This is a genomic window from Pseudomonas sp. NPDC090592 (assembly GCF_044769185.1).
GTDB lineage: Bacteria > Pseudomonadota > Gammaproteobacteria > Pseudomonadales > Pseudomonadaceae > Aquipseudomonas.
This window is the reverse complement of sequence record NZ_JBIVXJ010000028.1, coordinates 34407-48366: the sequence shown is the minus strand read 5'-3', so window position 1 is coordinate 48366 and position 13960 is coordinate 34407. Positions and strand designations below refer to the sequence as shown.

15 protein-coding genes are annotated in these 13960 nt (G+C 63.2%); 5 read left to right on the top strand and 10 right to left on the bottom strand.

The genetic code is table 11. The annotated features are described in order from the left end of the window. Positions 1-8 precede the first annotated feature (8 nt). Positions 9-233, bottom strand: coding sequence for a hypothetical protein (locus ACIQUI_RS21975; protein ID WP_391130270.1), 225 nt, complete (start codon positions 231-233; stop codon positions 9-11). 22 nt (positions 234-255) lie between these two features. Further along, a complete protein-coding gene (gene ppc, locus ACIQUI_RS21970) occupies positions 256-2883 on the bottom strand; it encodes a phosphoenolpyruvate carboxylase (protein WP_403202678.1) in 2628 nt (875 codons plus the stop codon). 264 nt (positions 2884-3147) lie between these two features. Here ppc and ACIQUI_RS21965 point away from each other — a divergent pair, with 264 nt between their 5' ends. From ACIQUI_RS21965 to ACIQUI_RS21945, 5 genes are all read left to right on the top strand, one after another. Next, positions 3148-3492: a pilin assembly protein gene (locus tag ACIQUI_RS21965; protein ID WP_403202676.1), complete on the top strand. Its 345-nt coding sequence runs from the start codon at positions 3148-3150 to the stop codon at positions 3490-3492. 276 nt (positions 3493-3768) lie between these two features. Next, complete coding sequence (locus tag ACIQUI_RS21960; RefSeq protein WP_016712966.1) at positions 3769-4182, top strand: DUF4398 domain-containing protein; 414 nt, start codon at positions 3769-3771, stop codon at positions 4180-4182. Positions 4183-4232: 50 nt separating this feature from the next. Then, on the top strand, positions 4233-5024 hold the full coding sequence (locus ACIQUI_RS21955) for an OmpA family protein (protein WP_403202674.1): 792 nt from the start codon (positions 4233-4235) through the stop codon (positions 5022-5024). Positions 5025-5162: 138 nt separating this feature from the next. Next, complete coding sequence (locus tag ACIQUI_RS21950; protein ID WP_403202672.1) at positions 5163-5447, top strand: type II toxin-antitoxin system Phd/YefM family antitoxin; 285 nt, start codon at positions 5163-5165, stop codon at positions 5445-5447. Then, positions 5401-5718 carry a type II toxin-antitoxin system RelE/ParE family toxin gene (locus tag ACIQUI_RS21945; protein ID WP_403202670.1) on the top strand — a complete coding sequence of 106 codons (318 nt, stop codon included), beginning with the start codon at positions 5401-5403 and terminating at the stop codon, positions 5716-5718. Before ACIQUI_RS21950 ends, ACIQUI_RS21945 begins: the two co-directional genes overlap by 47 nt. Before the next feature lie 144 nt (positions 5719-5862). Here the strand turns inward: ACIQUI_RS21945 and ACIQUI_RS21940 are convergent, their stop codons facing one another. The 8 genes from ACIQUI_RS21940 to wspR form a co-directional block, all read right to left on the bottom strand. After that, a complete protein-coding gene (locus ACIQUI_RS21940) occupies positions 5863-6189 on the bottom strand; it encodes a hypothetical protein (protein ID WP_125857655.1) in 327 nt (108 codons plus the stop codon). Further along, positions 6186-7109 (bottom strand): alpha/beta hydrolase, encoded by a 924-nt coding sequence (locus tag ACIQUI_RS21935; protein ID WP_403202668.1) that lies wholly within the window; start codon positions 7107-7109, stop codon positions 6186-6188. The genes ACIQUI_RS21940 and ACIQUI_RS21935 overlap by 4 nt, the downstream gene beginning before the upstream one ends. Then, positions 7081-8358, bottom strand: coding sequence for a flavohemoglobin expression-modulating QEGLA motif protein (locus ACIQUI_RS21930; protein ID WP_403202666.1), 1278 nt, complete (start codon positions 8356-8358; stop codon positions 7081-7083). Before ACIQUI_RS21930 ends, ACIQUI_RS21935 begins: the two co-directional genes overlap by 29 nt. 139 nt (positions 8359-8497) lie before the next feature. Further along, entirely contained in the window at positions 8498-9046 is a 549-nt protein-coding gene (locus tag ACIQUI_RS21925; RefSeq protein WP_403202664.1) for a hypothetical protein, read from the bottom strand. A gap of 29 nt (positions 9047-9075) precedes the next feature. Beyond that, positions 9076-9780: a TetR/AcrR family transcriptional regulator gene (locus ACIQUI_RS21920; protein WP_016712971.1), complete on the bottom strand. Its 705-nt coding sequence runs from the start codon at positions 9778-9780 to the stop codon at positions 9076-9078. A gap of 207 nt (positions 9781-9987) precedes the next feature. After that, positions 9988-11490: a lysine--tRNA ligase gene (gene lysS / locus ACIQUI_RS21915; RefSeq protein ID WP_391130290.1), complete on the bottom strand. Its 1503-nt coding sequence runs from the start codon at positions 11488-11490 to the stop codon at positions 9988-9990. A gap of 93 nt (positions 11491-11583) precedes the next feature. Beyond that, a protein-coding gene (gene prfB / locus ACIQUI_RS21910) for a peptide chain release factor 2 (RefSeq protein WP_403202662.1) occupies positions 11584-12679 on the bottom strand; the annotation gives its coding sequence in 2 pieces (ribosomal slippage) (positions 11584-12606 and positions 12608-12679; 1095 coding nt in all). A 228-nt stretch (positions 12680-12907) separates the two neighbouring features. After that, the gene (gene wspR / locus ACIQUI_RS21905) at positions 12908-13912 is read right to left on the bottom strand and encodes a Wsp signal transduction system regulator diguanylate cyclase WspR (protein ID WP_403202660.1); all 1005 of its coding nucleotides are present in this window, start codon (positions 13910-13912) and stop codon (positions 12908-12910) included. Positions 13913-13960 lie beyond the last annotated feature (48 nt).

Below are 13960 nucleotides of genomic sequence, written 5' to 3'. Positions count from 1 at the left end.
CGTGCTCCTCAAATTTTTTTATGAAATTCAATGGATTCGGCAGCCAGGGCCAAGTCCGGAAAATCGGGTATGACCATAAATCGGTCAGAAGGCTGCTCAAGATACACAGCGCCCGGCAGCCAGACAAGCGTCCCAAAGTTGCAGGAATGCGCCACTTGAGGCTGACCGGGCAGGCGGTTGCGCCCGGCGCAACCACCCTCCCCTTGCCCCGGCATGGCCTGCACGGCACTCATCCAGGGCAACCTGTGTGCGCACTCAGCCGGTGTTGCGCAACCCGGCGGCAATACCCGCCACGGTCACCAGCAAGGCCTGCTCCAACGGGCTGTCCAGAGCGGCTTCGCGGCTGCGCGAGCGGGCCAGCAGCTCGGCCTGCAAGCGGTGCAGCGGGTCCAGGTAGGTGTTACGCAGGCTGATGAATTCCAGCGTCTCGGGGCTGTGCGCCAGTAGCACCGGCTGCCCGGTCAGGCGCAGCACCACCTGGCAGGACTGCGACAATAGGTCGCGCAGGTAGGCACCTAAAGGAAGCAAGTGCGGTTGCACCAGACGTTCGTCGTAGGCCTCGGCAATTTGCGCATCAGCTTTTGCCAGTACCATTTCCAGCATGTCGATCCGGGTGCGGAAGAACGGCCACTGCTCGCGCATCTGTGCCAGCAGTTCGCCTTGGCCACGGGCCAGGGCATTGTCAAGGGCCGTTTCCCAGCCTAGCCACGCCGGTAGCATCAGGCGCGTCTGGGTCCAGCCGAAGATCCACGGGATGGCCCGCAGGCTTTCGATCCCCCCCGCGCGGCGCTTGGCCGGGCGACTGCCCAAAGGCAGGCGCCCCAGCTCCTGTTCCGGCGTCGATTGGCGGAAGTATTCGACAAAGTCGGAATTTTCCCGCACCACGCCGCGGTAGGCCTTGACGCCATCGGCCGCCAGCTGGTCCATCACCTCGCGCCAGGCTGGCTGCGGGGGCGGTGGTGGCAGCAGCGTGGCCTCGAGGACGGCGGCCAGGTACAGGTTGAGGTTTTGCTCGGCGATGCCCGGCAAACCGAACTTGAAGCGAATCATCTCGCCCTGCTCGGTGGTGCGAAAACGCCCCGCCACCGATCCCGGCGGTTGCGACAGGATCGCCGCGTGGGCCGGACCGCCGCCGCGCCCTACGGTACCGCCACGGCCGTGGAACAACAGCAGTTCAACCTGGTGTTCGGCGCAGATGCGCACCAGGTTTTCCTGGGCGCGGTATTGTGCCCAGGCCGCCGCCGTGGTGCCGGCGTCCTTGGCCGAGTCGGAGTAGCCGATCATCACTTCCTGCGGGCCACGCAGGCCGGCGCGGTAGCCCGGCAGGCCGAGCAGGCGCTGCATCACCGGGCCCGCGTTGTCCAGGTCGGCCAGGGTTTCGAACAGCGGCACCACGCGCATGGGCCGGGTCAGGCCGGCCTCCTTGAGCAGCAGTTGCACGGCCAGCACGTCTGAAGCGGCACCGGCCATGGAAATGACATAGGAGCCCAGCGAGGCAGCCGGCGCGGCGGCAACTTCCCGGCAGGTGGCCAGCACCTCGGCGGTGTCCGCCTGCGGTTTGAAATGCGCGGGCAACAGCGGCCGGCGGTTCTTCAGCTCGGCCTGAAGGAACTCGATGCGGCGTTCTTCGTCCCAGTCGGCATAACGCCCCAACCCCAGGTAGTCGGTGATTTCGGTCAGTGCATCGCGGTGGCGGGCAGCGTCCTGACGCACGTCCAGCCGGCCCAGGAACAGGCCGAAGGTGACGGCGCGGCGCAGGCAGTCGAGCAGCGGGCCTTCGGCGATCACGCCCATGCCGCATTCATGCAGCGACTGGTAGCACAGCTCCAGCGGCGCGATCAGGTCGCGGTTATCTACCAGCACTTCAGCGCTGGCCGGTTGGCTGCTGGTCAGTGCCGAATGCGCCCAGGCGCGCGTCGCCCGCAGGCGGTCGCGTAGCTGCTTGAGCACGGCGCGGTAGGGTTCGACACTGTCGCCGACCCGTTCGCGCAGGGCATCGCTGGCCTGCTGCATGGACAGTTCCGCAGCCAGCGCATCGATGTCGCGCAGGAACAGGTCGGCGGCCATCCAGCGGGCCAGCAACAGGACTTCACGGGTGACGGCGGCAGTCACGTTGGGGTTGCCGTCGCGGTCACCGCCCATCCACGAGGCAAAGCGGATTGGCGCGGCTTCCAGCGGCAGGCGCAGCCCGGTGGCCTCCAGCAGGGCCTTGTCGACCTTGCGCAGGTGGCTGGGAATGGCATGCCACAGCGAATGCTCGATTACCGCAAAGCCCCACTTGGCTTCGTCTACCGGCGTGGGCCGGGTGCGGCGGATTTCTTCGGTGTGCCAGGCCTCGGCAATCAGCCGGCGCAGGCGATCGCGTACCTGCTGGCGCTCGGCTGGGGTCAGGTCACGATGGTCCTGCGCGGCCAGCTGCCCGGCGATGGCGTCGTACTTCTGGATCAGGGTGCGGCGGGCCACTTCGGTGGGGTGCGCGGTGAGTACCAGCTGGATGTCCAGCTTGGCCAGCTGCCGGGCCAGCGCATCGTTGCTGTGCCCCGCCTGCTTCAGGCGTGCCAGCAACTCGGGCAGTACACGGGCCTCGAAGGGTTCGGGCTGCCCCGTGTCGCGGCGGCGAATCAGCTGGTACTGCTCGGCCATGTTGGCCAGGTTGAGAAACTGGTTGAAGGCCCTGGCTACCGGGAGCAGGTCTTCTTCGGCCAGGTCCCCCAGGGTCGAACTCAGTTGCTCACCGGGGCCACGACGGTCGGCCTTGGCACTGTGGCGGATGTCTTCGATCTTCTGCAAGAACGCATCGCCATACTGCTCGCGAATGGTTTCCCCAAGCAGCTCACCCAGCACATGGACATCTTCACGCAAACGCACATCGATATCGGTCATTGGCCCTCTCCGTTGCATCCCTTTCCGGCTTACCGCGATCCCTGTGGGAGCGGGCACGCCCGCGAACACCGGCGCAGCCGGTGCCATTCACCGCGCTGGATTCTTCGCGGGCACGCCCGCTCCCACAGAGAGTGCGCGATACATGGCCCAAGAGTGCCCACAGCGGGGCAACGATGGCAAGCCGTGATCAGCCAAAGCAAACTAAAGTGAAAGCACAGCACTCCGATGCTATGCATGCCCTACGAGGCGTTTACAGAGGTCATCATGAAAATCCGTGAACTCGCCCAGCACTGGGAACAGAATGCCGCCGGTACCCTCAGCCGCACGGGCCATGTGTTGCACCTTGACCTGGAGTCCGAGGCACGCCTGGCCGCGCTGATCGACATGTACCCCAAGCGCACCGCCGAGGAGTTGCTCGGCGAGCTGGTAGCCGCCGCCCTTGAAGAGGTTGAGGCCAGCTTCCCCTATGTGCAGGGCCGCCAGGTCATCGCCACCGATGAAGAAGGCGACCCGCTGTACGAAGATGTAGGGCCTACTCCCCGCTTTCTGTCGCTCTCGCGCCAACATTTGCACAGCCTGAGCAACACCCCTGCCGACAGCGACAAGTAACCCCCGTGCCACCGTTCCGGGTCTGCTCAAGGCCCGGAATACCCCGCCCGCACGCAAAAGTTCCAGCCAATCCTCACTGACCGATTAGTCAGAAATAATTGCCCGTCTGGAGCATTTTTTTCTGAACCATTGGAAAAACGTTCGAGTCGGAGCCAATAGCCATCACGCTAAAACCCTGCACACCTATCCTCGTGCACCGTTCCACTGAAGCGCGCGGTTTTGTCAGGGAATATGCGATGGACTGCTACGGACATCGTCGTTATCAGGAGTGATCCAATGGAACTGACCACCATGAAAACCCGCACTAGCAAACTGTCATCCACTCATGTGCGCGGGTTCAAGCTGGCCGCGCTGGCGCTGGGCAGTAGCCTGGTCCTGGCCGGCTGTGCGGGCAACCCGCCCACCGAGCAGTATGCGGTGACCCAATCCGCCGTGAACGCCGCCGTTAGCGCTGGCGGCACCGAGTTTGCCGCCGTGGAAATGAAAGCGGCTCAGGACAAGTTCAAGCAGGCTGAAATCGCCATGCATGACAAAAAGTATGACGAAGCAAAACTGCTGGCCCAACAAGCCGAATGGGACGCACGCCTCGCCGAGCGCAAAGCCCAGGCGGCCAAGGCCCAGAAGGCCGTGCAGGATGCCCGCCAGGGCGTTCAGGACGTACGTGAGGAAGGCCTGCGCAGCGCTCAATGAGCCCTGCCCCGCCACCCTCGGCTTTTGCACACGATCAAAGGATGAACACTATGCGCAATTTCGTCATGATTCCCGCCCTGCTGGCCCTCAGCGTTGGCCTTGCTGCCTGCTCGCACGACCCTAACGCCAACCTGGAAGCGGCCCGCACCAACTTCTCCTCGCTGCAGAGCGACCCGCAATCGAGCAAGGTGGCGGCGCTGGAGACCAAGGACGCCCAGGACTGGCTGAACAAGGCTGACAAGGCCTACATGGACCGTGAAGACCAGAAGAAGGTCGACCAACTGGCCTACCTGACCAACCAGCGTGTCGAGGTGGCCAAGCAGACCATCGCCCTGCGCACCGCCGAAGGCGAGCTGAAAAATGCCGCCGCCCAGCGCGCCCAAGCCAAGCTGGACGCACGCGACGCCCAGATCGCCAAGCTGCAGGACAGCCTCAACGCCAAGCAGACCGACCGCGGTACGCTGGTCACCTTCGGTGACGTGCTGTTCGACTTCAACAAGGCCGAACTCAAGAGCAACGCCTACCCGAACATCACCAAGCTGGCTCAGTTCCTTCAGGAAAACCCTGAGCGCAAGGTGATTGTCGAGGGCTACACCGACAGCGTCGGCTCGGCCAACTACAACCAGAGCCTGTCCGAGCGCCGCGCGGGCTCGGTACGCATGGCGCTGGTGCGTGCCGGCGTAGACCCTGCACGCATCGTCGCCCAGGGTTATGGCAAGGAGTACCCGGTAGCAGACAACAGCAGCAATTCGGGCCGGGCGCAAAACCGCCGGGTGGAGGTGACCATCTCCAACGACAACCAGCCGGTGGCACCGCGCACGATGAGCCAGGTCAGCCAGTAAGACTGTTTGGCTGAACCCGGAACCCCGCCTTCATGGCGGGGTTTTTCTTGGGTTCAGATCGATAAAAGCACCTTTAAAAGCACTTTATGAAGTACTAGAATCTCACCAACTCCAGCCAAACTCATGGGTGATACAACTATGACCTACCCTGTTCTTGCCGATCTGGCAGCATCTATCACAGACCTGAAGAAAGACCCCATGGGCACCATCCGCGAAGCTGCCGGTGAAACCGTGGTCATCCTCAATCGCAACGAACCGGCTTTCTACGCGGTTCCACCCGAGCGCTACGAAGCGATGATGGAGCTGATCGACGACATGCAACTGGCTGAGCTTGTCCGCCAGCGGCGTGGTGGGCCCACTGTGAGCGTGGATATCGATGAACTCATCGCCGAAGCCGAAGGTAGCAAGCAGCTACGACCTTGAATTCGATGTGCGGGCAAGGAAAGAATTTAAAAAGCTCGATGGTGAGCTGCAGATTCAGTTTGCGAGAAAGCTCAAAGACCGATTGGCTCAGCCCAGGGTGGAGAAAGACAAACTTTCCGGAATGGCTGACTGTTACAAGATCAAGTTGAGGTCTGCTGGCTATCGACTGGTTTATCGCGTGGTAGATCAGCGCGTGGTAGTGATCGTCATAGCCGTGGGCAAGCGAGAGCGAAGCGTTGTTTATGACTCTGCCCGTTCGCGACTGGAATAGCCTGTCAGGTTTCCAGGGCCTGTGCCGGCCACTTCGCGGGCACGCCCGCTCCCACAGGGACGGGGCCAGTTTCGAACCAAGCGCTACTCCTGTGGGAGCGGGCGAGCCCGCGAAGAGGCCGGAGCAGGTTATGAAGATGCCGGCTCACTGCACCTGCTGCGGGGTTTCCTCACCCATGCAGCGCACCGCGCGCTTGCGGTTGTCCACCAGCACCCCGGTCAGGCCTTTTTGCTGGGTGTCGAACAGCACCAGCACACCATCCAGGCATTGCGCCACCTGCGGCGCCGGGTCCAGCGAAACCTTGTAGTCCTCGCCGGGTATGGTCTTGAGCATGGTGAAGTCCTGCAACAACAGGGCATCCTCGGGTTTGGCGAAATGCAGGTAACCGTAGTACCACAAAGCCCCCACCGTCACGATGATGCTGCCGACGCCGGTCAGGATCAGCGGGATGGCGTTGCGTTCTTCACTCATTGCTTGTTCTTCTCGTCAGGGAAATTGGGCACTTCGGCCAGGCGCCGAAGGCCGTTGAAATGGCTGGGGTCGTCAAGGAAACGCAGCATCACCTGGCGCCATGTGGGGTCGGCGAAGGTCTGCACGTGGCCACCGCGGGTCAGTTGCAGCACCCGCGGGGGTGGCGCGTGCTGGTAAAGGCGGATGCCGTTGTCCATCGGCACCAGGTTGTCATCGATGCTGTGGAAGAACAGCTTGGGCGGGCTGCTCAATTGCTCGATCGAACGGATTGCACTGTCGCCGTCCGGCACCAGCCACGACAGCGGCACCTGTAGCGGCCAGGTCATCCACGACGTGCTGAGGGCAAAACGCCCCACCGCACGGTAACTGGCCGGCACACCGTCGAACACCAGTGCGCTGAAGCGTTGCCGTTGCTCAGGGTGGGCCGCCAGGTAATGGATGGCCATGGCGCCCCCCAGGCTCTGCCCCAGCAGCACCAGCGGCTTGCCCTTGACCTCGGGCGCCTGGTCCAGCCAGGCCATGGCTGCCGCAATGTCCTCGTACACTTCTGGCAGGCTCGGCGTGCCCTGGGACAGGCCATAACCGCGGTAATCGATCATCAGCACCTGGTAGCCCTGCTCCGGCAGCCAATAGCTGCCGCCCAGGTGCCCTGGCAGGTTGCCACCATTGCCATGCAGGTGCAGCACCGTGCCTTTGACCTCGACGCCTGTCTTGGCCGGCAACCACCAGCCATGCAGGCGCAGGCCGTCCGATGTGACAAGCGTGACATCGCGGTAATCGAGTTTGGCCCGTTCGGGGGTGAACGCCTGGCCACGCTCGGGGTAGAACAGCAGGCTGCTGCAACCGCCCAGGGCCAGCAACACCAAGCCAAGCGCCAGCAGGCGGCAGTACTCAGAGAATGTTCGCGTAGTCGGCTTCAATACGGTCCAGGCTCAGGTGGTTGAGGAAGTTGGAGAAGCACATCCACGCCGACAGCGCGTTAAGGTCGCGAAACTGCTCGGGCAGGTACTTGGGCGGTTCGACCAGCCCTTCTTCGACCAGCTGGCGCAAGGTGCGCATGTCTTCCAGGGTGGTCTTGCCACAGAACAGCAACGGGATCTGTTCGAGCTTGCCCTTCTTCACGGCCAACTGAATGTAGTTGTAAACCATGATGAAGCCCTTGAGGTAGGACAAATCCTTGGTAAATGGCAGGCCATTGGGCACCGAGCCGCGGAACACCCGGCTGGCGTTGCTGTAGCTCTGCGCCATCTCGAAGCCTTGCTCGCGGAAGAAATTGAACACCTGGAGAAAATCGGCGCCCTCCTCGACCATGTGGATGGCGCGGGTCCGGTTGGTGAGCTTGCGCAGGCGGCTGGGGTAGGAGGCAAAGGCAATCACCTCCATGAGGATGGCCAGGCCTTCCTGGGTGACCGTCGACGAGGGCGGGCCCTTGGCCAGAAAGGTGCAGATCGGCTGGTTCTGGCCGTTCAGGGTAGTGCCCACATGCACCAGCCCCTCGTGCACCTCCAGGGCGCGCACGTCGCGCACGTTGAACATGGCGTCGGCGCGCACCTTGATGTAGTCGGCACCCGCCGCCGCATCGGCGACGATGCCGTCAGACTCGAACACACGAATGGTTTCCTCGGCCTCGCCGAACACCTTGTTCAGCCGGCGCTGGAGAATGTCCACGGCCTCTTTGGCCGTGAGGTTCTTCGGCTCGTCCTTGAGGTCGCCACGGCCGTCGATGTTGTCCAGGTAGGCGGAGAACATCATGCCGAGGTCGGCCAGGGTCGGGTCTCCGGCGTGAAAGGCATCCGAGGCCGCGCCATACAGTTCCTGGGAGATCAGGCCGAAGTCCTCGGTACCGCGCGCTTCCAGCATGCGCACCACCATGCGGTATTCACGGCACATGCGCTTCATGATCTGCCCGACCGGGTTGAACTGGCCGAGCTGGCGAATGATGTCGCGCTCGATGCCCTGGAATTCGGCCTTGACCGCGCCGGAGTCGAACGCCAGCGGGCGCGACTGGTAATACGCGCGGTCGACGGCTGGCGGCTCCTTGCCCTTGGCCTTGAGGAAGCCCTGGCGAATGTTGTCGTCCCACTTCACCGCGTCCAGCACCCGGATCGGGGTTTGCGCCGCGACAATGCGGTCGGACAGGGCGCGGATGGTTTGCTGGTATTCGTCCACCGGGGACTCCTTTCTAGTACAAGAAACCTGTGCCGGCCTGTTCGCGGGCTTGCCCGCTCCCACAGGGGCGGCGCCACATTCGAGAGCAGCGCCGTACCTGTGGGAGCGGGCAAGCCCGCGAACAGGCCGGCACAGGTAATTACTTGCCCGAGCGCTGGAATCGCGCCACTTCAACGAACAGATCGGAATTGGCCGGGTCGTCCAGGTAAGCCAGCACCCGCGCCGACGGGCTGTCGATCAGCACGCCGTCGCCGTTGTCTTCCGGCACCTCGGTGCTGCGCCCGGTCAGTTCCTTCTTGTCCACCGCCTGCTGCACCTGCTCGACATCCAGGTTGTACAGCACCAGTTCCTTGCCATCGACGATATCGAAGCCACCAATCAGGAAATTGCCACCCAGGCGCTTGGGCACCCCGGCCGAGAGGTACCAGCGGTTACCGTGGCGGGACACGGTGAACACATATTCCTCGGCCTTCTTGCCCTTGGCCGTGGCAACGGCCTTATAGGCATCCGCGCCGCTGCGGCTGATGGTCAGCTTCAGCGGCTCGCCCCAGGCATCCTTGCTGCTCCACTTGCCGAGCAGGGCCTTGGGCGCCGCCTGGTTGCTAGGCAGGGGCTCATGGAAGGTCACCAGACAACCGCCCAGCAGCAGGAATGACAGCGTCAACAGCACCACACGCCAGGCTTTCATCAGGTTCTCCTTGAAAAGTCGGTCTCGGCTCAGGCCGATGCCAGCACCAGCTGCAGGTATCGGGTAAGCATAGCGAGCATCTGCCCATCGGCTTGCGCGTTCGCATCCTTGAGCAGGCCCTGATATTCCATCTGCTCGATAATCGCCGTCAACATCTGGGCGTCCTGTTCCGGTTGCCGTGAGCCCACTACCTGCAGCAATTGCCGGGTGCCATGCAGCAAGATCTGCTCATGGGCGCGCACCAGTTCGGCCAGGCGCGGGCACAGCAACGCCTCCTGGCGGAAGGCCTGCTCGGCCATCAGGAAGTCGCGGCGGGTCAACAGTTGCCGCTGCACGTAGTCGGCGGTCATGCGCGCCACATCGTCGGCCAGCCTTGCCCGTGCCTGCGGGCTGCCGTCGCCCTGGGCCAGCAACTGGCGCAACACCACCTCGGTGTTGGCCCAGAGCTTGGCCATGTAAGCGGCGCTGCGCTCGACGTACTGGGCGAAGGTGTCGGTGAGCAGGTCTTCGATGTCCTTGAAGTAGTAGGTGGTGGCCGAAAGCGGCACACCGGCCTCGGCGGCCACGGCGCGGTGGCGCACACCCCGTACGCCATCGCGCACGACAATGCGCATGGCGGCGTCGAGAATCAGCTGGCGGCGCTGTTCGCTGCCTTGGCGGGCAGTCTTGCGGCCTTGGTATTGCACGCTTTCGGCGACGGCGGTAGCGATGCCGGCGGCGCCCTGGTCAGGCATGGCGGGTGTCACGGGGGGGGTACCTCATGGGCAGTGTCTCTTCAGTGCCGGCCTCTTCGCGGGCGCGCCCGCTCCCACAGGGACCGCACAATGTTCAGGTCCTGTGCAGTACCTGTGGGAGCGGGCGTGCCCGCGAGAGGCCAGTACAGACAACATAATGCTTCAGGCAAGAAAAAGCCGCCTCGAAAGGCGGCTTGTTCAGTTCACTCAGGCCTGCGGACGCATGTGCGGGAACAGGATCACGTCGCGGATCGACGGCGAGTTGGTCAGCAGCATCACCAGGCGGTCGATACCGATGCCTTCACCGGCGGTCGGCGGCATGCCGTACTCCAGCGCACGCACGAAATCGGCGTCGTAGTGCATGGCTTCGTCGTCACCCGCGTCCTTCTCGGCCACCTGGGCCAGGAAGCGCTCGGCCTGGTCTTCGGCATCGTTGAGCTCGGAGTAGGCGTTGGCGATTTCACGGCCACCGATGAACAGCTCGAAGCGGTCGGTAACGGCCGGGTTTTCGTCATTGCGACGGGCCAGCGGCGACACTTCGAACGGGTACTCGGTAATGAAGTGCGGCTGCTCCAGCTTGTGCTCGACCAGCTCTTCGAAAATCATCACCTGCAGCTTGCCCAGGCCTTCGTGGCCCAGCACCTTGGCACCGGCCTTCTTGGCGATGTCGCGGGCGCGGTCGACGTCTTGCAGGTCGGCAGCGGTCAGCTCGGGGTTGTACTTGAGGATCGAGTCGAACACCGACAGGCGCGCGAATGGCTCGCCAAAGTGGAACACCTTGTCGCCGTAAGGCACATCGGTGCTACCCAGCACCAGTTGCGCCAGCTCACGGAACAGTTCCTCGGTGAGGTCCATGTTGTCGTTGTAGTCGGCGTAGGCCTGGTAGAACTCGAGCATGGTGAATTCAGGGTTGTGACGGGTCGAGACGCCTTCGTTACGGAAGTTGCGGTTGATCTCGAACACTTTCTCAAACCCACCAACAACAAGCCGCTTGAGGTACAGCTCCGGCGCAATACGCAAGAACATGGCCATGTCCAGCGCATTGTGGTGAGTTTCGAACGGCTTGGCCGCTGCGCCACCCGGAATGGTCTGCAGCATCGGCGTCTCGACTTCGAGGAAGTCGCGCTCGATGAGGAACTTGCGGATGTGCGAGATCACCTGCGAACGCACACGGAAGGTGTGGCGGGTTTCTTCGTTGACCATCAGGTCGACGTAGCGCTGGCGGTAGCGCTGCTCGGTGTCGGTGAGGCCGTGGTGCTTGTCGGGCAGCGGGCGCAGCGACTTGGTCAGCAGGCGCACGTTGGTCATTTCGACGTAGAGGTCGCCCTTGCCGGAACGGGCCAGGGTGCCTTCGGCGCTGATGATGTCGCCCAGGTCCCAGGTCTTGACGGCGGCCAGGGTTTCTTCCGGCAGGGTTTTACGGTTGACGTAGACCTGGATGCGGCCGGTCATGTCCTGGATCACCATGAACGAGCCACGGTTGAGCATGATGCGGCCGGCAACCTTGACCGGGATCGCGGCTGCTTCCAGCTCTTCCTTGGTCTTGTCCGCGTACTGTTTCTGCAGGTCGTTGCAGTAGCTGTCGCGACGGAAGTCGTTGGGGAAGGCGTTGCCTTTGGCGCGCTCTGCGGCAAGTTTTTCCTTGCGCAGGGCGATCAGGGCGTTTTCTTCCTGTTGCAGGTCTTGCGATTCGGTCTTGAGGTCGCTCATGTCGTCATTCTTTCCATCAGGTATTCGTTGCCCCTTTCGGGCAGGGCACGCGATACCGGCGGGTAGCCAGGTATCGCGGCAGTGGTGTGCGGCTTACAGCCCTTGCTTGAGGCTCGCTTCCAGGTACTGGTCGAGGTCGCCGTCCAGCACCTTCTGGCAGTCGCTGCGCTCGACGCCGGTACGCAGGTCCTTGATGCGCGAGTCATCCAGCACGTACGAGCGGATCTGGTGGCCCCAGCCAATGTCCGACTTGCTGTCTTCCAGCGCCTGCGAGGCGGCGTTGCGCTTCTGCATTTCCAGTTCGTACAACTTGGCCCGCAGCATTTTCATGGCGGTGTCCTTGTTGGCGTGCTGGGAGCGTTCGTTCTGGCAGGCCACCACGGTATTGGTCGGCACGTGGGTGATACGTACGGCCGAGTCGGTGGTGTTTACGTGCTGACCACCGGCACCGGAGGAACGGTAGGTGTCGATGCGCAGGTCGGACGGGTTGATATCGATCTCGACCTTGTCGTCGATCTCGGGCGACACGAACACCGCCGAGAACGAGGTGTGACGACGGGCGCCGGAGTCGAACGGGCTTTTGCGCACCAGGCGGTGCACGCCGATTTCGGTACGCAGCCAGCCGAAGGCGTATTCGCCCTTGATGTGCACGGTAGCGCCCTTGATACCGGCGACTTCACCTTCGGACAGCTCGATGATGGTGGCGTCGAAACCGCGCTTGTCGGCCCAGCGCAGGTACATGCGCAGCAGGATGTTGGCCCAGTCCTGCGCTTCGGTACCACCGGAACCGGCCTGGATATCCAGGTAGGCGTTGTTCATGTCCATCTCGCCGCTGAACATGCGACGGAACTCAAGCTGGGCCAGGCTTTCTTCAAGGCCTTGCAGCTCGGTCACGACGTCGCTCACGGCGCCTTCGTCCTGTTCCTCGACGGCCATGTCGAGCAGGTCCTTGCAGTCGGACAGGCCATTGGACATCTTGTCCAGGGTGTCGACCACCTGCGCCAGCATGGCACGCTCACGGCCCAGGGCCTGGGCGTACTCGGGCTTGTTCCAGACGTTGGGGTCTTCCAGCTCGCGGTTGACTTCGATCAGGCGGTCATGCTTGTGATCGTAGTCAAAGATACCCCCGAATGGACTGGGAACGCTCGGTGAGGTCCTTGATGGTGTTCAGGATCGGTTGGATTTCCATGGGCGAGGCTCTCGTGCGAATTCGGTGAAAAGCCCGCGAGTATAACCGAGTCCGGTGCCCGGCGGCAGACCCGCCGGGCGGTAGCGTGTGAATAGAACATGCCGAAGTTGCGCAGACTTTGTGGGAGCGGGCGTGCCCGCGAACACCGGCAAAGCCGGTGCCATCCACCGCGTCGCCTTTTTCGCGGGCACGCCCGCTCCCACATGGGGCCATGCAGTGTTCTGGGGGTCAGGCGATCCCCACCTGGTTGCGCCCGTTGTTCTTGGCCTGGTACAGCCCCTTGTCTGCCGCCGAGATCAGTTGCCGGCAATGGCTGCCGACGGCCGGGGTCTGGGTGGCCAGGCCAATGCTCACGGTCAAGCGTGCATCGGCCACCGGGGCGGTATGCGGGATGCCCAGGCCCAGCACGGTCTGGCGCAGTTTTTCGGCCACCAGGCGTGCCCCGCCTGGCGAGGTGTTGGGCAACACCAGGGCAAACTCTTCGCCGCCATAGCGGGCCGGCAGGTCGGTCGGCCGCGAACACGAGCCACGGATCGCCTCGGCTACCTGGCGCAAGGCTTCGTCGCCGGCCAGGTGGCCGAAACTGTCGTTGTAGGCCTTGAAGTAATCCACATCGATCATCAGCAACGACAACTGCTGCTGCTCACGCATGGCCCGGCGCCATTCCAGCTCCAGGTACTCATCGAAATGGCGACGGTTGGACAGCCCGGTCAGCCCGTCGGAGTTCATCAGCCGCTGCAGCATGAGGTTGGAATCAAGCAACTGCTGCTGGCTGACGCGCAGGGCGCGGTAGGCCTCGTCGCGCTGCAACAAGGTGAGGTAGGAGCGCGAGTGGTAGCGAATGCGCGCCACAAGCTCGATGGTGTCCGGCAGCTTGACCAGGTAATCGTTGGCCCCGGCGGCAAACGCCGCGCTCTTGACCAGGGGGTCTTCCTTGGTCGACAGGACGATGATCGGGATATCCTGGGTGGCCGGGTTGTTGCGGTACTCGCGCACCAGGGTCAGGCCGTCCAGGCCCGGCATGATCAGGTCCTGGAGAATGACCGTGGGCTTGATGCGCATGGCCTGGGCCACCGCCTGGTGCGGGTCGGCACAGAAGTGGAAGTCGATGTTGTCTTCATTGGCCAGGCCGCGCCGCACCGCCTCGCCGATCATCGCCTGGTCATCGACCAGCAGCACCATCGCCGAGTTTTCGTTGGGGGTGGCGAAACCTTCGATCGGCAAATCATTCATACCTGTTCACCCGAACACGACCGACCAGGCGGCGTGATTCAATACAAT